Origin of the sequence: Streptomyces liliifuscus, from assembly GCF_016598615.1 — a bacterium.
Lineage (GTDB): Bacteria > Actinomycetota > Actinomycetes > Streptomycetales > Streptomycetaceae > Streptomyces > Streptomyces liliifuscus.
This window is the reverse complement of the sequence record NZ_CP066831.1, coordinates 5,085,772-5,103,669: the sequence shown is the minus strand read 5'-3', so window position 1 is coordinate 5,103,669 and position 17,898 is coordinate 5,085,772. Positions and strand designations below refer to the sequence as shown.

At 68.5% G+C, this 17,898-nt stretch carries 16 protein-coding genes; 12 read left to right on the top strand and 4 right to left on the bottom strand.

The features are described 5' to 3' along the window. Positions 1-13: 13 nt before the first annotated feature. Complete coding sequence (gene ygfZ, locus JEQ17_RS21595) at positions 14-988, top strand: CAF17-like 4Fe-4S cluster assembly/insertion protein YgfZ (protein ID WP_200396761.1); 975 nt, start codon at positions 14-16, stop codon at positions 986-988. Between the two features lie 83 nt (positions 989-1,071). Here the strand turns inward: ygfZ and dtd are convergent, their stop codons facing one another. Beyond that, positions 1,072-1,497: a D-aminoacyl-tRNA deacylase gene (dtd, locus tag JEQ17_RS21590; protein WP_200396760.1), complete on the bottom strand. Its 426-nt coding sequence runs from the start codon at positions 1,495-1,497 to the stop codon at positions 1,072-1,074. 183 nt (positions 1,498-1,680) lie between these two features. On the opposite strand from dtd, the gene JEQ17_RS21585 reads away from it, so the two are divergent. Together JEQ17_RS21585 and JEQ17_RS21580 are read left to right on the top strand one after the other, a co-directional pair. Next, positions 1,681-2,385, top strand: coding sequence for an RsiG family protein (locus tag JEQ17_RS21585; RefSeq protein ID WP_200396759.1), 705 nt, complete (start codon positions 1,681-1,683; stop codon positions 2,383-2,385). A gap of 524 nt (positions 2,386-2,909) precedes the next feature. Next, on the top strand, positions 2,910-4,166 hold the full coding sequence (locus JEQ17_RS21580; protein ID WP_200396758.1) for a GNAT family N-acetyltransferase: 1,257 nt from the start codon (positions 2,910-2,912) through the stop codon (positions 4,164-4,166). 222 nt (positions 4,167-4,388) lie between these two features. Here JEQ17_RS21580 and JEQ17_RS21575 read toward each other — a convergent pair whose 3' ends face one another. Next, entirely contained in the window at positions 4,389-4,574 is a 186-nt protein-coding gene (locus tag JEQ17_RS21575; RefSeq protein ID WP_189836753.1) for a hypothetical protein, read from the bottom strand. A gap of 204 nt (positions 4,575-4,778) precedes the next feature. Here JEQ17_RS21575 and JEQ17_RS21570 point away from each other — a divergent pair, with 204 nt between their 5' ends. Beyond that, positions 4,779-5,687 carry a winged helix-turn-helix domain-containing protein gene (locus JEQ17_RS21570; protein ID WP_200396757.1) on the top strand — a complete coding sequence of 303 codons (909 nt, stop codon included), beginning with the start codon at positions 4,779-4,781 and terminating at the stop codon, positions 5,685-5,687. Between the two features lie 61 nt (positions 5,688-5,748). Here JEQ17_RS21570 and JEQ17_RS21565 read toward each other — a convergent pair whose 3' ends face one another. Then, positions 5,749-5,937, bottom strand: a complete 189-nt coding sequence (locus JEQ17_RS21565; RefSeq protein ID WP_200396756.1) for a hypothetical protein — start codon at positions 5,935-5,937, stop codon at positions 5,749-5,751. A 307-nt stretch (positions 5,938-6,244) separates the two neighbouring features. Between JEQ17_RS21565 and JEQ17_RS21560 the strand changes: the two genes are divergently transcribed. From JEQ17_RS21560 to JEQ17_RS21535, 6 genes are all read left to right on the top strand, one after another. After that, on the top strand, positions 6,245-7,123 hold the full coding sequence (locus JEQ17_RS21560) for a GntR family transcriptional regulator (RefSeq protein ID WP_200396755.1): 879 nt from the start codon (positions 6,245-6,247) through the stop codon (positions 7,121-7,123). After that, positions 7,123-7,854, top strand: coding sequence for an HAD family hydrolase (locus tag JEQ17_RS21555; RefSeq protein ID WP_407700074.1), 732 nt, complete (start codon positions 7,123-7,125; stop codon positions 7,852-7,854). The genes JEQ17_RS21560 and JEQ17_RS21555 overlap by 1 nt, the downstream gene beginning before the upstream one ends. A 182-nt stretch (positions 7,855-8,036) precedes the next feature. Further along, the gene (locus JEQ17_RS21550) at positions 8,037-9,077 is read left to right on the top strand and encodes a phosphotransferase family protein (protein WP_200396753.1); all 1,041 of its coding nucleotides are present in this window, start codon (positions 8,037-8,039) and stop codon (positions 9,075-9,077) included. Positions 9,078-9,453: 376 nt separating this feature from the next. Then, positions 9,454-10,326 (top strand): winged helix-turn-helix domain-containing protein, encoded by an 873-nt coding sequence (locus JEQ17_RS21545; protein WP_200396752.1) that lies wholly within the window; start codon positions 9,454-9,456, stop codon positions 10,324-10,326. A gap of 223 nt (positions 10,327-10,549) precedes the next feature. Continuing rightward, positions 10,550-12,694, top strand: coding sequence for a phosphotransferase family protein (locus JEQ17_RS21540; RefSeq protein ID WP_200401638.1), 2,145 nt, complete (start codon positions 10,550-10,552; stop codon positions 12,692-12,694). Between the two features lie 44 nt (positions 12,695-12,738). Then, entirely contained in the window at positions 12,739-13,608 is an 870-nt protein-coding gene (locus JEQ17_RS21535) for a hypothetical protein (protein WP_200396751.1), read from the top strand. A 34-nt stretch (positions 13,609-13,642) separates the two neighbouring features. On the opposite strand, the gene JEQ17_RS21530 is transcribed toward JEQ17_RS21535, so the two are convergent. Next, the gene (locus JEQ17_RS21530) at positions 13,643-14,614 is read right to left on the bottom strand and encodes a zinc-binding dehydrogenase (protein ID WP_200396750.1); all 972 of its coding nucleotides are present in this window, start codon (positions 14,612-14,614) and stop codon (positions 13,643-13,645) included. 303 nt (positions 14,615-14,917) lie between these two features. On the opposite strand from JEQ17_RS21530, the gene JEQ17_RS21525 reads away from it, so the two are divergent. Further along, positions 14,918-15,523: a TetR/AcrR family transcriptional regulator gene (locus tag JEQ17_RS21525; RefSeq protein WP_200396749.1), complete on the top strand. Its 606-nt coding sequence runs from the start codon at positions 14,918-14,920 to the stop codon at positions 15,521-15,523. A gap of 81 nt (positions 15,524-15,604) precedes the next feature. Then, on the top strand, positions 15,605-17,752 hold the full coding sequence (locus JEQ17_RS21520; protein WP_200396748.1) for a HelD family protein: 2,148 nt from the start codon (positions 15,605-15,607) through the stop codon (positions 17,750-17,752). Positions 17,753-17,898: the final 146 nt, after the last annotated feature.

Sequence of the window (17,898 nt, the reverse complement as noted above, 5' to 3'; positions counted from 1 at the left end):
AGGCTGTGTGGATATGAAGAGCCCTCTGCTGTCCCTGCCCGGTGCCGTGCCCGCCGAGGGTGTGGACGAAGGTGTCGCCGCCCACTACGGGGACCTGTTCCGAGAACAGCGTGCCTTCGCCGGCGGCACCGGTTTCGTGGACCTCTCGCACCGCGGTGTGGTCACCGTCACCGGCGACGACCGGCTCAGCTGGCTGCACCTGCTGCTCACCCAGCACGTCAGCGACCTCCCGGTGGGCCGCGCCACCGAGGCGCTGATCCTCTCCGCGCACGGCCACATCGAGCACGCGCTCTATCTCGTCGACGACGGGACGACCACCTGGGCCCATGTGGAGCCCGACAGCCAGGACGCGCTGATCGCGTACCTGGAGTCGATGAAGTTCTTCTACCGCGTCGAAGTCACCGACCGCACTGCCGAGTTCGCGGTCGTCCACCTGCCCGCCGGCTCCATCGCCGACGTCCCCGAGGGCGTAGTCGTCCGCGAGACGCCGTACGGACGTGATCTGTTCCTGCCGCGCACGGACCTGGAGTCGTACGCCGCCGACGTCGACCAGCACGGTCCGGCGGTCGGGCTGCTCGCGTACGAGGCGCTGCGCGTCGAGCACCACCAGCCGCGGATCGGTTTCGAGACCGACCACCGGACCATCCCGCACGAGCTGGGCTGGATCGGCAGCGCGGTGCATCTGCAGAAGGGCTGCTACCGCGGGCAGGAGACCGTCGCCCGCGTCCAGAACCTCGGCAAGCCCCCGCGCCGGCTCGTCTTCCTGCACCTGGACGGCAGCGAGGTCCATCTGCCGCCGCACGGCGCGGAGCTCCGGCTCGCGGACGAGGGACCCGACGGGCGCAAGATCGGTTTCGTGACCACGGCCGTACGCCATCACGAGCTCGGGCCGATCGCCCTCGGCCTCGTCAAGCGGAACGTACCGCTGGACGCGCGACTGGTGGCCGACACGACGGCCGCGGCGCAGGAGGTCGTGGTCGAGCCGTAGGGCCCACCAGGGGCTGCCGGGCGGATCTGTGGAGGGCCCGCCCGGTGGGTGCGGCTGCGGCTGTGTCTCCGGCAGTCTGGCCGTTACATCTCCAGCAGGACCGTGAACGGGCCGTCGTTCGTCAGTGAGACGCGCATCTGCGCGCCGAAGCGGCCCGTCGCCACCGTCGCTCCCAGCGCACGGAGCTGGGCCACGACCTCGTCCACGAGGGGCTCCGCGACATCGCCGGGGGCGGCCGCGTTCCAGGTGGGGCGGCGGCCCTTGCGGGCGTCCCCGTAGAGCGTGAACTGGCTGATGACGAGCAGCGGGGCGTCGATGTCCGAGCACGACCTCTCGTCGGCCAGCATGCGGATCGACCAGAGTTTGCGGGCCAGTTGGGCCGCCTTCTCCTTGGTGTCCTCGTGGGTCACCCCGACCAGGACGCACAGGCCCTCGCCGTTGATCTCCCCGACGGTCTCACCCTCGACGACGACACTCGCGCCGTCCACTCTCTGCACCACCGCACGCATACGGACCATCATGCCGTGCGTCGGATTGACGACGGTGTCGGCCTCCGCACCGACGTCCGTACGGGGCTTTCTTATTGATCCTTAACCCCCCATCTGGGGCCGATCGGGGGCACTCGGTCACATAGCGGCCACTTGGGGTGGCACGATGCTCACACGCGCCGGTCGAGGGGACGGTTGAGGCACATGAGCACACCGAGTACGGGGCAGTCACCCGGGGTCGTATCGCTGATTCGGGGGGAGCCGCCGTCATCGCAGTCGCCATCGCCGGAGGCGTCCCTGCCGCAGTCTTCGCCGTCGTCGTCAGCGCGCCCGGTCGCGGCGCGGCCGCCCACCCAGCGTACGGACAGTCCCATGCCCATGCCTGAGTCGGCGCCCGAGCCCGAACCGGGGCTGGGCGTCCTGCGGCTGCCCGAACTGCGCACCCTGCGGAGGGACGCGCAGCGGGACGAGGCCGATCTGAGCTATGTGCGGCGGCTGCTGCAGGGGCGGATCGACATCCTGCGGGCCGAGTTGGGGCGGCGGGGTGCCCCGCGGCGGGGGCGCGAGGCGCGGATCGCGGCCGAGGCGTCCGTCGTGGAGCGCCTGTCGGAGATCCTGACGGATGCGCCGGCGCGGCAGCGGTCGTCGGCGCGGCACGTCACTGTGGGTACGCCCCACAGCGAGGAGTTCCGGCGGCTGGCCTCGGACATGCTCGCCGAGGTCGAGCTGTCCGATCTGGAGGCGCGTACGGATCTGGAGCTGAACGCGGCGATGGGGCGGCTCGTGCGGTACGAGCAGCAGGTTTCTCGGCGGCGGCAGGAGTTGCAGCGGACCGCGGACGATTGCAGTGCGGAGATCGCTCGTCGCTATCGCGAGGGCGAGGCGCAGGTGGACGACTTGCTGATGTGACGTCGCCTTCTGTGGGTTCGACGTCTGCGGGTGCGTTGTGGCTGGTCGCGCAGTTCCCCGCGCCCCTGGGTGAGTGGGGGCTTCGGCTCGTGGCCTGGGTGCGGGGCCGCGTCGGAATGTGCGTCCGCAGCCGGTGACGTAAAGCGCAGTTGCGGCACGGTGGCCGCCCACTGTTGTCCTCGTAAGCTGCGGCCGCACATCCCGCCACGTCCCCTCCGGCCGACGGACCATCCGGCCCCAGCGAGGGGGGTGAGGGGAACGCCGGACAGCGCCCCATCAGGGGCGCGGGGAACGGCGCGAGCAACCCAGGACGGGCCGGTACGTGGCAGATCGGCGGCGGCCACCGGTGTTTTTAGGGGCGCGGGGAACTGCGCGACAAGCCACGGCGGGCCCGCACCCACCCGCGATCCTGAGCCCACCCACCCGGGGGTCTGGGGGCGGAGCTCCCAGTTTCGGGAAGGGGTGGGGTTGGGGGAGAGAAAAACGGCGCGACACCCCACACCACGTGTGCCTAGCGTGACGGTATGACCCCCCGCCAGGACATCGACATACGCCCCATCCACGAGGACGAGACCAGGGACTGGATCCGCGCGCTGAACACGGGATTCCAGTTCCCCCCGACCGTGTCGGACGCAGACGTCAGGGACCGCACCACCTACATCATCCCCGAACGAACACTGGGCGCATTCGACGGCACCAGATGCGTAGGCACGTTCCGCTCGTTCCCACAGGAGGTCACAGCCGTGGGCGGCACCCCCGTCCGGGCCGACGCGATCTCGAACGTGACCGTCACCTCGACCCACCGCCGCCGAGGCATCCTCACCCGGATGATGGCCAAGGACCTGGCGGCCGCGAAGGAGCGGGGCGACACCGTGGCGACGCTGATCGCCGCGGAGTACCCGATCTACGGCCGGTACGGGTTCGGCGTGGCCACGACGACCGCCGAGTGGACGATCGACGTGCCGAGGGCAGGGCTCGACCCCCGCTGGTCGGGCCCGGACGACGGCGGCCGTATCGACCTCGTGGACGGCGACGACGTACGGAAGACCGGCCCGGAGCTCCACGAGCGGCTCAGGCGGGCGCAGCCGGGCGTGGTCGACCGCGACGAGCGGTGGTGGCAGGTCCGTACGGGCGCGCTGGTGGTCGACCCGGCATCGTGGACCGAGCCCTTCCACGCCGTGTACCGCAACGCGGAGGGAGAGGCCGAGGGGCTGCTCACGTACACCGTGGACGACCATTGGGGGGACGTGAAGCAGCCGCTGGAGACCGCGAAGGTCAAGGACATGATCGCGGTCACGCCGGCGGCGGAGCGCGCCCTGTGGCAGTACGTGTGCTCGGTCGACTGGGTCACGAAGGTCAGGACGGGGTGGCGGGCACCGGACGACCTGCTGCCGCATCTGCTGCCGGATCCGCGCGCGGCACGCATCCTGACGCAGGCCGACCTGCTGTGGGTGCGGGTCCTGGATGTCGTGGCGGCACTGGAGGCGCGTACGTACGGGGCGACGGGGACGCTCGTCCTGGAGGTCGTCGACCGGGGAGGGCTGAGCGGGGGCCGGTACCGGCTGGACGCGTCGGAGGCGGGCGCGAGCTGTGCGCGGACCACTGCCGACGCCGAACTCACCCTGGATGTGAGTGAGTTGGGGTCTCTCTGGCTCGGGGACGAGTCCGCGGTGCGGCTTGCGGCGCTGGGGCGGGTGCGGGAAGAACGAGCGGGCGCCGCCTCCTTGGCCGACGCCCTGCTGCGCACGTCCAGGCGACCGTGGTGCCCGGACATCTTCTGATTCGCTTGTCCCTGGTACTCCGTTCCGTGTCGGCGGCTTCTCCTCCGTTGTTGCGTGTGGCTGTTCAGTTGTGATCCGTAGCTGTTCAGTTGTCTTTTCCAGCGATTCAGTTGTTCTGCAGCGGATCTCGAGAACGATCCGCGATGGTGCGGACCGACCGGGCTCCCGGCTCCCCTCCGGAAGGGAGCCCGGTCGGCCGGACTGCCGGACGGTGGCGCCCGATCAGCCGGACTGGGCGAGCAGCATCACGAGGATCACGGCCCCGATGCCGCCGATCATTGAGTTCTTGGCCTTGATACCGACGGCGAGGGCGACGAAGGCGATGACGCCCATCGCCCCGAACTTCACCTGGATCAGCTGCTCGAAACCGATGGCGAGGGCGGCGACGATGATGGCGATGAGCGGCATGCGGTCCCTCCTTCGGGACGGGGAGGCGAACCCCCGTTGGGACCGTCCACCTGGTCGACAGTTCCGACTCTGGTGGCCAACCCCTGGGAAGCTTGACCATGTTCCTCAAGTTGGTTACCAACTTCACTGAAGTTATCTCCTCTTGGATGCGTCTCATAACCACCTTCTCAATAACTGCCCAAAGATGGCGCGAAGTTGTAGTGTTTGGTTGTGGACCCGGAACACGTCGCCGTCAATGGGCGGAAGAGGTCACAACAGCCACAGCGGTCACACCGCGAGGTGGCCGACGAGCTGCGCACCCGGATCAGGTCCGGTGAGCTGCGGCCTGGGCAGCGCATGCCCACACAGGCCCAGTTGGCCGACGAGTTCGGCGTGGAGCGCGGGGCGGTGCGCCAGGCGCTGCGCATCCTCCAGTCGGAACACCTGCTGTCCAACGTGTCCAAAGGGAGCCCGGCGACCGTCGCCCAGGACGTGGGACCCGCTCTGACCGGGCCCGGAGCCCCGCCGCAGCCCACCATGGTGGCGCTCGCGTCGCGGATCACGGCGGCCTTCTCGGCCCCTCACGTGGAGATCGACGCCCTGTGTCTGACGGCGGTCTCCCTCACTCTCGCGATGGGTGAGCCGCTGCGTCTCATCCACGAGGGCCGAATAAAACCGGCCAGGGTCGACGTCCGGGTGCTCCTGCCGTCCAGCGACATCGACCTCGCCTTCCCGGCGCTGGTGGACGACACGGTCGACGACCGGCTGCAGCGCCGCTGGCTGGCCCACCGCAACGCACAGGGCCAGGTCCTCAAGCACAACCTGCTGGCGTTACGGGCCACGCACGGCATCGACGTACACATCACCTTCCGCGCCCTGCCGTTCACCCCGCCCGTGAAGCTCTACCTGCTCAACGGCGCGGAGGCGCTCTTCGCGTACTACACGCTGACGCGGCGCGGCGAGGAGATCGACCACGAGTACCTGGAGATGTACGACGCCGAGGGGACCCAGTCCATGCTGTTCCCCTTCGAGCAGGGTGACGGGATGCGGGACACGACGTTCGTCGAGCAGTCCCATCTGTGGTTCAACGCACTGTGGGAGACCATCAGCTCCGAGCTGGTGCTCACGGGCTGAGGTCTCCCACAGATGGGTACCTGATCTTCGGGTGGGGCTTCGTCCTCGCAGTTCGTACGGGTCATAGGGCGGGCCCGGAGACCATGAGGGCGAGGATCACGGCGCCGATCGAGCTGCAGGTCGGGCTCTTGGCCTTGATGCCGATGGTGAGCAGCAGCAGCCCGACGACGCCGCTGGGACCGTACCGCCACTGGACGAGCTGCTCGAAGGTGACGACGAAGACGGCGGAGAGGAAGGCGATGACGGGCATGGTGGATCCTCCTTCGGTCTTTCGGGCTGTGCGGGGGCGGGGCGGAGGCGGGGCGAGGGCCGGGCGGTGTGGGGCGGTGGAGCGCGATGCGGCGGGGTGCGATGGGGTGGGGCGTGTGGTGCGGTGGTGCGGGACGATGCTGGAGAGGCGCGGAGCCTTCCCATTTGCCAACTACTTGCGAGAGGAGGCAAACCTTCCACCATCTTCGCTAAGTTGGTTGCCAACTCTGACTAAGATATCCCCAGTTGGTGCCTACCTCAAAACAACTTTCAAACAACTCCCCTAAGATGGAGCGGAGTTGTAGCGTTTGGTCGTGACCCAGGAGAACGTGGCAGTGAACGGCAGCAGAAAGCTCTCGCCGCAGGAGATCGCCGACATCCTGCGGGACCGCATCCGCGTGGGTGACCTGCGCTCCGGCGACCGCCTGCCCACTCAGGCGGAGCTCGCCGAGGAGTTCGGCGTGGAGCGCGGCACGATCCGCCAGGCCCTGCGGGCACTTCAGGACGAGGGCCGGCTCAGCAACGTCAGCAAGGGCAGCCCCCCGCGTATCGCGGACGTGACCCCCGCGCGGGACGAACCTCAGCCCACGATGGTCGGGTTGGCACCGCAGTTGGTCGAGGCGTTCGCCGTGCCGCATGTCCGGGTGGACGCCGCGTGCCTCACCGCCGAGACCCTGATGCTGGCCCTCGGCGAACCGGTCCGCCTGATCCACGAGGGCAAGCTCCGCCCGGAGTCGATCAGCGTCCGTATCCTCCTGCCCTCCCGTGACATCAACCTCGCCTTCCCCGTCTCGGTGGACGCGCAGGGGGCCGAGGATCCGGTCCACCAGCGCTGGCTGGAGATGCGCAATGCCCAGGGCCACGTCCTGCGCCACAACCTCAGGTCGCTGCGCTCCTCCCACGGCATCGACGTCAACGTGACCTTCCGGGCACTCCCGTTCACCCCGCCGGTGAAGCTGTACCTGCTCAACGGCGTCGAGGCGCTGATCGCGTACTACATGATCACCAGGCGCGAGGAGGCCGGCGACAGCGGCACACTGGACATGTACGACGCCCTGGGCTCCACATCCCTCTTGTTCTCCTTCGAGCAAAGGGCAGGCCAACGCGACGCCGCCTTCGTCGAGCAGTCCCAAAAGTGGTTCGACGCCCTCTGGGAAACCATTACGACGGACCTGACACTCTCCTAGTGACTCCTGATACGAAGCAGACTGGTCCGGTGGCAGCAGAGACAGCGAACCTCCAGGAAGTGATCGAGCGCGCCCGCTTCATCCTCTTCGACTTCGACGGGCCGATCTGTCGGTTGTTCGCGGGGCACTCGGCGGAGACGGTGGCGAAGGATCTGGTGGAGTGGCTGGAGCGGCAGGGGCTGCGCGAACTGCTGACCGAGGAGGAACGCGTCCACCCCGACCCGATGGCGGTCCTGTACGCCGTCAACCGCCGCCATCCGCACAGCGATCTGGTGGTCGAACTCGAGGAACGCCTCACCCAGCAGGAACTCAAGGCAGTCCCCTCCGCCTGGCCCACCGAGTTCGCGGACCCGCTGATACGAACCTGGAGCGCGGTGGGCGCCCGGCTGGCCATCGCCACCAACAACTCGGCCCGCACGTCGGCCAGTTACCTGGAGAGCCGAGGCCTCATCGGTTGCTTCGCGCCCAACATCTACGGCCGAACCAAGGAACTCAACCGGCTCAAGCCCGACCCCTACTGCCTCAACCGCGCCCTCAGCGCACTGGGAGCCGCCCCCGCCGCGGCCCTGATGATCGGCGACGCCCCCTCGGACTTCGTCGCCGCGAAGGAGGCCGGGGTGTCGTTCCTCGGCTACGCGCGTAACGAGGACAAGGGGGAGGAACTGAGGAAGGCGGGCGCGGAGGTGGTCGTCGGCTCTCTTGAACCGGTACTTGACATGCTTCGTGCGTGACGGGCCGTGAGCCGGGGGCGTTCCCGTGCTCGCCCACAATGACGTCGGGGCCAGTTGAAACGGTTCTGACACGCTACGGCGTATCGGAGGAGTAGCGTGCCTCCACCTCCCGTCGACCGGTCTGAGAGAGAAACGGGGCGATGGCACCCGAAGCACCTGCACCTCCGCCCCGTGTCGCAGCGATGAGTGCTGCCCTGGACGCAGTTGAAGGCCCCCTCAGCGGCTACCACCACGAAACCTATGTCTTCCCTCTGTCTGCCGAGGAGGGATCCGGTCTCCAGGGGCGATGGAAGATCCGGGAGCCGCGCGAGCGGCTGTTGTGGTTCGACCGGCGTTGCTTCGGGTCGGAGGAACGCCTGCTCTACGACCTGCAGCGGCGGATCGACGTCATTCCCGAGGTCGCCCGGGTGAGTGGTGTGAACCTGCAGCGATTCGTGGAGGGCTCGACGCTGGGTGCGCTGCATCCGTCCGGAGATGCTCTTCCGTCCCTCGTGTTCGACCAGATTCTCGGACTGTTCCGCCAGTTGGTGACCGTCACATCGTCCACTCTGGTCGCGGAGCGCCGTTGCCGGCCGGAGGACCGTGCGACGGAAGGTGACAGTGCGGGCTTCCTCGAAACGCTCATCTCGTTCACGCAGGACCAGGTGTATGAACGGAATCTGAGCGAGTACAAAGACCTGTTCGCCGCTCTCGGCCTCGAACCACACTCCTTTCGCCGGCTGAGGACGCGGGTGGCCGGTCTGCACGACAGGCCGTTCTGTCTCCTGCACGCCGACCTGCACCGTGAGAACTTCATCTTCGATCGGGACGGGAAGCTCTGGGCCATCGACTGGGAGTTGGCGATGTTCGGCGACCCGCTCTACGACCTGGCCACCCACTTGTATCTGATGCGGTATCCGCCCGCGCAGGAACGGCAGATGATCCGGCGTTGGTGCGAGGTCGTCGAGGACATCAGACCTGGCAGTGCACAGGGGTGGCGTGAGGATCTTCCGCGGCTGCTCGACTTCAAGAAGGCCCAGTCGGTCTTCACCGATGTCATCCGGGTGTCGCAATCCATGGACATTGACGGGAAGTTCGATCGACGGCGACTCCGTTCAGCCGCCTTGAAGGTGTGGGGGGTGCTGAGCAGTGCCGCCGAGCCGTTGGGCTTGGAGACCGTTCCGGGCCCGCTCGCGACCGAGGCCGCGTTACTGCGCTGGCGGAGCGTTCGTGCCCTTACCTGATCGGTTGCCCCGGACGCGCGGAGGTCGGCTCCGCCGGTGTGTCGAAGCGGGCTCGACACCCTCCGCCCCGGCACCGCGAAGGCTATTCCGCTGCCGCAGTGGAGCGGCGGTTGCTGAGCCACTGCCTCAAGGCCTCGAGCGCGTACTGCATCGCCAGTGTCAGGGCGACCGTAACGGCGTTCAGCAGGATTTGAAGGAACATGGACCCCACCCCTCTGGCCGCATTCAGTGAAGCGGCCAACTTGCCTACCAATTGGACTGGTTGGCTTGAGGTTGGTTTCCCCGCATCTCTAGATCCCTTAACTGGCAGGCCTGTTGGTCTGGTCACTTGACTGAAATTGGTTTGCCTGCCGTCCGGAAGAGGTACGGTCCAGCTGTGAGTGGAGAGGGAGTTGTAGACGGTGGCGGCAGGGAGTTCGAGAGAGTCTCGGACGAACTGCGGGCCCGTATGGCCAATGGCGTCTACCCCCTGGGAACGCTTCTGCCGCCCCAGCGTGTTCTGGCCCAGGAGTTCGGGGTCTCCAGGGACACCGTGCAGCGAGTCCTGAGAGCGCTGGGCAACGAGAGCTGGATCGAGACCCGCCAGGGCAGCGGATCCAGGGTGATCAAGGCGCAGCGAATCCACTCCTCGGCGACGAGGACCGTGCGCCCCGCGCAGGCGGTGACGTTGCGGTCGTTCATCAACGAAGCGTTCGAGGCTCCCGAGGTGACCTTGGACGTCTACACGCTGACGTCGGAGTCTCTGGACGCCCACATCCGCATGCAGGCGGAGCGGATACGGGACCGCGATATCTCTCCCGATCGAATCGCCGTGCGCATGTTGCTGCCGTCCGAGGAGCTGAGGCTGCCTTACCCGAGGACCAAGGACGACCCGACTGACCTGCGCCTGCAGAATCGCCTGCACGAGATCACCAGGCGGCACTCCGCCTCGCTGAGGGGAGCGCTGCGGGACTTGCGGACCGACGATCTGGTGCCCGCGGTCGACATCGGGATTCGTCACGTTCCATTGGTGCCGACCTTCAAGCTCTACCTGCTCAACGGCAGTGAGGCGCTGCACGGTCCGTACGAGGTGATCGAGCGGAACATCGAGCTGGATGACGGGGCGGAGGTCGTGGCGTTGGACGTGCTGGGACTCGGGGCGACTCTGACGCACTACGAGAGGGATGACGACCCGAACTCCCCGGGAACCGTCTTCGTCGGCAGCATGCAGTCCTGGTTCGACTCGATCTGGGACATGCTCGCGCAGTGAGGAAAGGCATGCCTAATGCCCACCTCGGATGTCCCGTACACCTCAGTTACCACATTGAGACCAGCCACTTTCGGTCTCCGGTCGTGAGTGATCTAGGACCCGGCTAAGGTTTGCTCACCTTCACCCCCAGGAGTGGCCAGTGGGCGCATCTCCGGCGCCCGGGCCTGTGCCCAGGGAGCAACGTATCGCCAACGACGCGTATGACACCTTCGTACGGGTGGCGATGCAGAGCGGCTTGATGAGCGGTGGCCATCACAACCGGAACTATGTGTTGCCGCTGACCGAGGCCATGGCGCGCCATGTGAACTGCGATCCGGGTACTTCCGTGACCGTACGGATGCCCCGACCGGAAGCTCTGCCCGTGGTGATCAGGACTTGGCGCGAAGCAGACATCCTTGACGCCATCGAGGGCACGTTGCCGCATGTGCCGCGTTGTCTGCGTCGACGTGGTGAAACAGCCGTGCACAGCTATGTGGAGGGCCTTCCGCTCTCCATGGCCTGCCCGAACGGCAAACGGGTGGACTCCATGCTGGTCGAGGCGATGACCGGTCTGCTGGCCCAGATGTCACGGGTGCGGCGGGAGGCGTTACCACCGCTCCCGGACGGCTGGCCGCGCAGCGACAAGGACAGCCAAGGGTTCCTGCGTACGCTGGCGCGTCTCGCCGATCGGCAGATCCGTCAGCCCAATTGGCACGAGTTCGGTGGACTGTTTGCCGCTCTCGGCGTTCCCGAGGACGCCCTGATCCGGCTGGCGGACCGAGTGCCCGCGATGGCCCGGCGCCCATACAGCCTGCTCCATACGGATCTGCACCGCGACAACGTCATCGTGACCTACCGTGGCGAGCCGCCTCTGATCTGCGTCGACTGGGAGCTTGCGACCTACGGCGACCCTTTGCACGATCTGGCCACCCACCTGGTCCGCATGCAGTACCCGAAGGATCAGTGGGACGACGTCGTTGAATCTTGGGCGAACGCCATGCAAGGGGTCAGGCCGACGGCTGTCGCGGGCCTTGGCCAGGATCTCGGTCACTATGTCGCTTTCGAACGGGCACAGTCCCTGTATCCGGATGTGATGCGAGCGGCGAAGTCCCTGAAGGTCTCGCTCGACCAGAAGTACCTGGAGATGGCGACACAGGCGGTGCGGCGTGCACTGGAGGCCGCGGCCGAACCGCTGGGCCTCGTCACCGTGCCGGACGAGGCCGAGATCGAGCGTGTCCTGCACCGGTGGCAGCTGTCCCGAAACGAATGGTGCCAGGACCGCCAAGCCGTCACCACCATCAACTGGCAACCCGACGGGCGGCTCCTGGAGGCCTCGGACTTCCCGCACACCGCTGTACTGGACGCGTTGAGGGCGGAGGGCGCCGCGCCGGCCGCCCACGTGTTCAAGGGCACTGCGCACCTCAACACAGTGGTGCGTGTGCCGGGCGTCGAAATCCCCGTCATGGTGCGGCGCAAGGTCGCCGCTGTCAGCCGTCGCGAGCCCACCTTTCTCAGCGAGCACGCCGTGCTACGGGCCATCGAGGAGTCCGGAGCGGCCGTCGCCGCACCGCGAGTGCTGGCTTTGGGTACCAGCCATGCGCAGGATCCCTTCGCGATTCACACGTACGTCGGGCCGCATGACAGCGGCCAGGCTCCCAGCCATCCCGTGCACGGCTTGCTGCCGCACGAGGCTGACGGGCTCGTCGACCAGCTCTGGGCCCTGGCCTACGTGGACTACGGACCGTTGGACCCGACCGCCGATGCCGTCGGCTTTTTCGACTGGTTGAGGGAGTTGCTCGTCCGCCTGGTGGATGAGCTGCCCAAGGAGACACAACAACTGGCAAGAGTTCTTGGGCTGCCCAACGCAGGCCGCCTGCAGGAGATTCTGGCCCGACACCACATGACGCCACGTCAGGCAGCCTTGCTGCACGGGGACCTGAACCCCTGGAACCTTGTTCGCCGGAACGACAAGTTGGCGCTCACCATCATCGACTGGGAGATGGCGATGGTCGGCGACCCGCTCTACGACCTGGTCCGGCACATGCACCTCACACCGACGCGTCCCGAGATCCGTGTCCGCATGTTCCAGCGCTGGAGCAAGGCTCTACCCGTCACCCACACCAAGGACTGGGAGCGGGACTGGCACCTGTATCGGTGGATGGAGAACATCCGCTCCGCCTACGTGGACCTCGACCGCATGGTCACGGGCGCAAGCCTTGACGCTCCCAACGTCAGCCGTGCGGTGGACACGTACGGGATGACCCTCAGAGCCGCGAAGGGCTCGCTCGGGCTGCCTCTTCGGGAACTGTCGAACCCCTACCTTGCCCGCGCGCTGCCGGATGGGGACCATGGCTCCACCAGACAGGTCGGGTTGTCCGCCGGTAGGTGAGGCGGTGCGTCGAACTGTCTGGCCTCGGGGGAGAGGGGCTGGCCATGTCCGGCGCGCGAGGCGGTCCCGCGGTAAGCGGTGGTGAACGTCTGAGGCGGTATCAGGCGCGGTTCGAGCCCCTTGTCACGCGGGCCCTGCTTCTCGGGATCTTTGTCGTCGGGCTGACCGCACAGTTCGTCAAGCCGGTCGGTGACGCGCTGGAAGGCAAGGCGGCCCTCGGCGGCGCCCTGCTCAGCCTGGTCGGCTACGTCCTGTACGACTCGGTGAGGGAACTGGCCGCGTCGCTTCGGTTGCCGCCGCAGGGTCGGGTCCAGTCACGGGACCTGGGCAGTTTCGTGAGCGAAGCGTTCCGTGCCCGCGAGGTGGAGATCCGGTTTCTCGGCTACACCGGGGAGACGCTCTACAACGAGCTCTATCACCGTCTGGAGGGTCTCCTCGACGATCCAGGGCCGACCAGACACGTCTCCGTGCGGGTGCTGATTCCGGACTTCGGGCAGCAGATGACCGTCCCTTCACGCGTGGGGCCGGACGGCGCGCCAATGGATGACCCGGATTTCCGCAGGCGCCTGGAACTGAAATGCCAGGAGTACGACCAGACGTTGTCGGTGCTCGCCGAGCGGCTCACGATTGTGGGACGGGTGACCGCGGAGTGCGAGTACCGCTTCTACCCCGGCATACCGCGGGACAAGATCTGCATCTTCAACCGGGAGCAGGTGCTGCACGGGCTCTACGACGTGGTCGCCCGGACAGTGCAGCGCAGCTCGGACCCCGAGTTCTACGATCCCAAGGGGTATCGCACGGACCTCAATGTGTGGGTCCGTGACGGCAATGACGACTCCAAGGCCGTCGTGGACACGTGGAACAAGCACCTCGACGACCTGTGGAGTCTGGCGGCAGTCCCGCACTGGCGGTGAGAAGCGTCGGCCTGAGCGGGGCTCTCGGCCTCCCTCACGCCTTCAGCACCACCTTCCCCACCAGCCCCCGCCCCTCGACAGCCCGATGTGCCGCCCCCGCCTCCTCCAGCGAGAACACCTCCCCGATGACCGGCCGCAACCGTCCCGCCGCCGCTTCCCCGAGGGTGTAGGTGGTCAGGCGGCTGACGTCGGGTGGGCTGAACTGGACGTCTGCGATGCCGAACAGGGTGATGTCGTGCCGTTCTGCCTCGGTTGTGTCCACGGTGGTGAAGCCGCCGGTCGGGGCGCCGTGGGCCGAGAAGCGGCCGCCGTCTGCCGTCAAGGGGAAGGCCGTCGCGCCGAGTTGGCCGCCGACGCCGTCCAGGACCACGTCCGCCGCGCCGTCGGAGCCGCCGAGGGCGTGGCGGGCCAGGGCCGGCCAGTCGGGGGACGTCGCGTCGACCACCGCGTCCGCGCCCAGGTCCCGTACCAGGGCGAGCTTCGCCTCTCCTCGGGCCACGCCCGCCACCCGGGCACCCCGCGCATGGGCCAGCTGGACCAGGAGTGTGCCCATGCCGCCCGAGGCGCCCAGGATCAGGACCCGGTCCGTCTCGGTCACCTCGGTGAGTTCCAGAAGGCCCGTCGATGTCACTCCGTCGTGGATCAGGGCCGCCGCGTCGAGGAGATCCAGCGAGTCCGGTACGACCGTCAGGGCGGAGGGGGCCGCGACGGCCCGTTCCGCGTACGCGCCCGTCACGAACGCAGTGACCCGGCGGCCCAGCCATTCATCGGGGACGTCCGGGCCGAGGGCGCTCACGACTCCCGAGACGCCGCCCCCGGGTACGTACGGAGGGGTCACCGGGAAGTAGTCGCCGCCCCCGCCGGCCCGTATCTGCGTCTCCACGAAGATCGTGTCCGCGTAGGCGACGTCGATCAGTACTTCGCCGGGGGCGGGGGCCGGGTCCGGGAGGTCGGTCGTGATCAGGACCGACGGGTCGCCGAACCGTGTCACCTGGGCTGCTCGCACGGGGATCTCCAGAGGGGAGGGGGTGGAGCACCGAGTCTTCGACCTCAAGTTCGGTTGAGGTCAAGAGGAGCCGGCAAGAGGGGTCGGAACCAGCCACGGGGCTGAGGTAGTGGCGTTCAAGGGGAGGGCGGGAGTCCGGAAAGTGCGTAGGCTCGGGGCATGGGCGAGACGGGTGCGAGGGGTGCTCCGGGTGCGACCGGGGTCACGCGGGCGGTGAGTGGTGCGAGTGCCGTGGGCGCGCCGCGTAAGGCGGGTGTGGTGGGTGTGTCAGGGGCGGCGGGTGTGGCAGGAGCCGCGGGTGCCATGGGGCTGCGTGAGCGTAAGAAGCTGCGCATGTACCAGGACGTCTCGGACGTTGCCATCACGCTCTTCCTGCAGAAGGGGTTCGAGCGGGTCTCCGTCGCCGAGGTGGCCGCCGCCGCGCAGATCTCGAAGCCGACCCTCTTTCGGTATTTCTCGTCGAAGGAGGACCTGGTTCTGCACCGGTTCGCCGATCACGAGGCCGAGGCCGCGCGGGTGGTCGCCGCGCGGGCGTCGGGGGAGTCCGCCGTCGACGCGCTGCGCCGGCACTTCCTGGCCGGGATCGAGCGGAGCGACCCCATCACCGGGGTCAACGGTGACCCGCACATCCTCGCCTTCCACCGGCTGCTCTACGGGACCCCTTCGCTGGTCGCGCGGCTGTACGAGTATCTGGAGCGCTCCGAGGACGCCCTCACCGAGGCGCTCGGCGGTGGCCTTGAGGCCAGGCTCGCCGCCGGGCAGATCGTCGCCGTGCAGCGGATCCTCGCGCAGGAGAACTGGCGGCGGATCGCGGAGGGCGAGCCGGTCGCGGACGTGCGGCGCGATGCCGTCGTCGCGGCGCAGCGCGCGTTCGCGAGGCTTGAGGCCGGCCTGCCCCGCTGCGTGTGACGCTCGGTCGCTGAGCCGCGCCCGTTCCATAACCAAGTAAAAAGTTTAACTCGGTTACGTTATTCCGTTACTCTTGCTCGAATGACGTCACCCGACCCCGTACTCATCACCTCCCTCACTCAGGAACGCGCCTACCACGACACCTGCCGTGCCGCTCTCGCCGCGATGGTCGACGGTGCCCAGGAACACGTCGTCACCGGAGAGGACGTGTCCGCGTCCGGTGCCGACGCCGAAGTGCTCGGGTACCGGCTGCGCAGTCGGGCAAAGGAGATGCGGGAACTGCCCGAAGGGCCGTTGTTCTTCGGGCGGTTGGACTTCGGGGGAGAGCGCGGCGGCGCCGGTGACCACGCCGGGCAGAGCTATCACGTCGGGCGCCGGAGGATCACCGAGCACCCCTCCGCCCCGCCCCTCGTCGTGGACTGGCGGGCTCCCGTCTCGCGCGCCTTCTACCAGGCGAGCGCCCGCGATCCACAGGGTGTGCGCGTGCGGCGGCGGTTCGGCTGGGCACCGGGGAGCCGCGGCGACTCGACCGACCTCACCGGTCTGGAGGACGAGCGGCTGGAGGTCGAGCACCTGGAGCGGGACTACCTGGAGGGGGAGTTCCTGGAGGACGAGCGGCTCCCGGACGGGCACCGCAGTGGGGCGCCGGACGGGCACCGCACCGGCACCCCCGCCGCCAGCCGCATCCTCGCGAGCGAGATCGAGCGGCCCCGCGTCGGCCCGATGCGCGACATCGCCGCCACCATCCAGCCCGACCAGGACGAGCTCGTACGGGCGGACCTCACCGTCTCCGTCTGTGTGCAGGGCGCGCCCGGCACCGGGAAGACGGCTGTCGGGCTGCACCGGGCCGCGTATCTGCTCTACACGTTCCCGCAGCGCGTCCAGCGCGGTGGGCTGCTGATCCTGGGGCCGAACCGCACCTTCCTCTCCTACATCTCGGAGGTGCTGCCCGCGCTCGGCGAGACCGGCGTACGGCAGTCCACGGTCGGGGAGGAGATCGGCCGGCACCCGGTCACGGGCGAGGACGACGAGGCCACCGCGGTCGTGAAGCACGACGCCCGGATGGCGGAGGTGCTGCGGCGGGCCCTCTACGCCAGGGTGAACCCGGAAGGGGCCGAGGGGGTCAACGGCCTTGCGGTGCCCGACGGTTCGTACCGGTGGCGGGTGCCCGGCGAGACACTCGCGCGGATCGTGGCGGGCGTACGGGCCGAGGAACTGCCGTACGCCGTCGGGCGTGAGCGGGTCCGGACGCGGATCGTGCGGTACGTGCGGGAGCGGGCCGAACGGCGTGCCGGGCCCCAGTCCAGCGCCTGGGTCCAGAAGATCTCGCGGGCCCGGCCCGTCGGTGCGTACGTCGACGCCGTGTGGCCCAAGGCGCGGCCGGAGGAGGTCGTCGCCGAACTCCTCGCCGATCCAGATGTGTTGGGCGCGGCGGCGGACGGGGTGCTCGACGCGGACGAACAGAAGGCACTGCTGTGGGCGCGGCCGCCCCGGTCGTGGAAGTCCGCCCGGTGGTCGGCGGCCGACCTCGTCCTCCTCGACGAGGTCGCCGGTCTCGTCGAACACCCGGAAGGCTACGGCCACTTGGTGATCGACGAGGCACAGGACCTCTCCCCGATGGAGTGCCGGGCGATCGGCCGGCGGGCGGCCTACGGGTCGCTCACCGTACTCGGCGACCTCGCACAGGGGACCACACCGTGGGCCGCGCGGGAGTGGGGCGAACTCCTCGGCCACCTGGGCAGACCGGAGGCGGTGGTCGTGCCGCTGACCACCGGCTTCCGTGTGCCGCAGGCGGTGGTCGAGCTGGCGAACCGGGTACTGGCGAAGCTGGACGTGGGAGTTCCCGCCGGTCAATCCCTGCGCAAGGACGGCGAGTTGAGGATCCGCTGCACGGACGACGTGCTCGGCGAGACCGTCGAGGCCGTGCGACGCGCCCTCTCGTACGAGGGGTCGGTAGGCGTCATCACCGCCGACTCGGACGTCGTACGGGTACGGGAGGCGCTCGGCGGCGCCGGCATCGAGGCGGCCGAGGTCGACCAACTGGGCGCGCGCGTCACGGTGTTGGGGGCCGGGCTCGCGAAGGGCCTGGAGTACGACCATGTCGTCGCCGTGGAGCCTGCGGCGATCGCGGAGGGGGAGACCCGGGGCCTGCATCGGCTGTACGTCGTGCTCACCCGGGCCGTGTCACGACTGGACGTGGTGCACGCGCGGCCGTTGCCGTTCGAGTGAGGAGCCGAGGGGCCGAGGGGCCGAGGGGCCGAGGGGCCGAGGGGCCGAGGGGCCGAGGAGCCAAGGAGCCAAGGAGCCGAGGAGCCGAGGAGCCAAGGGGCCGAGGAGTCGAGGGGCTCTGGGGACTGTCCAGGACAGGACCACCA

Excerpts from the sequence above, each read along its gene's own strand:
- ygfZ (WP_200396761.1), top strand. The coding sequence starts at position 14 with ATGAAGAGCCCTCTGCTGTCCCTGCCCGGTGCCGTGCCCGCCGAGGGT.
- dtd (WP_200396760.1), bottom strand. The coding sequence starts at position 1,497 with ATGCGTGCGGTGGTGCAGAGAGTGGACGGCGCGAGTGTCGTCGTCGAG.
- JEQ17_RS21585 (WP_200396759.1), top strand. The coding sequence starts at position 1,681 with ATGAGCACACCGAGTACGGGGCAGTCACCCGGGGTCGTATCGCTGATT.
- JEQ17_RS21580 (WP_200396758.1), top strand. The coding sequence starts at position 2,910 with ATGACCCCCCGCCAGGACATCGACATACGCCCCATCCACGAGGACGAG.
- JEQ17_RS21575 (WP_189836753.1), bottom strand. The coding sequence starts at position 4,574 with ATGCCGCTCATCGCCATCATCGTCGCCGCCCTCGCCATCGGTTTCGAG.
- JEQ17_RS21565 (WP_200396756.1), bottom strand. The coding sequence starts at position 5,937 with ATGCCCGTCATCGCCTTCCTCTCCGCCGTCTTCGTCGTCACCTTCGAG.
- JEQ17_RS21550 (WP_200396753.1), top strand. The coding sequence starts at position 8,037 with ATGAGTGCTGCCCTGGACGCAGTTGAAGGCCCCCTCAGCGGCTACCAC.
- JEQ17_RS21540 (WP_200401638.1), top strand. The coding sequence starts at position 10,550 with ATGCAGAGCGGCTTGATGAGCGGTGGCCATCACAACCGGAACTATGTG.
- JEQ17_RS21535 (WP_200396751.1), top strand. The coding sequence starts at position 12,739 with ATGTCCGGCGCGCGAGGCGGTCCCGCGGTAAGCGGTGGTGAACGTCTG.
- JEQ17_RS21525 (WP_200396749.1), top strand. The coding sequence starts at position 14,918 with ATGGGGCTGCGTGAGCGTAAGAAGCTGCGCATGTACCAGGACGTCTCG.
- JEQ17_RS21520 (WP_200396748.1), top strand. The coding sequence starts at position 15,605 with ATGACGTCACCCGACCCCGTACTCATCACCTCCCTCACTCAGGAACGC.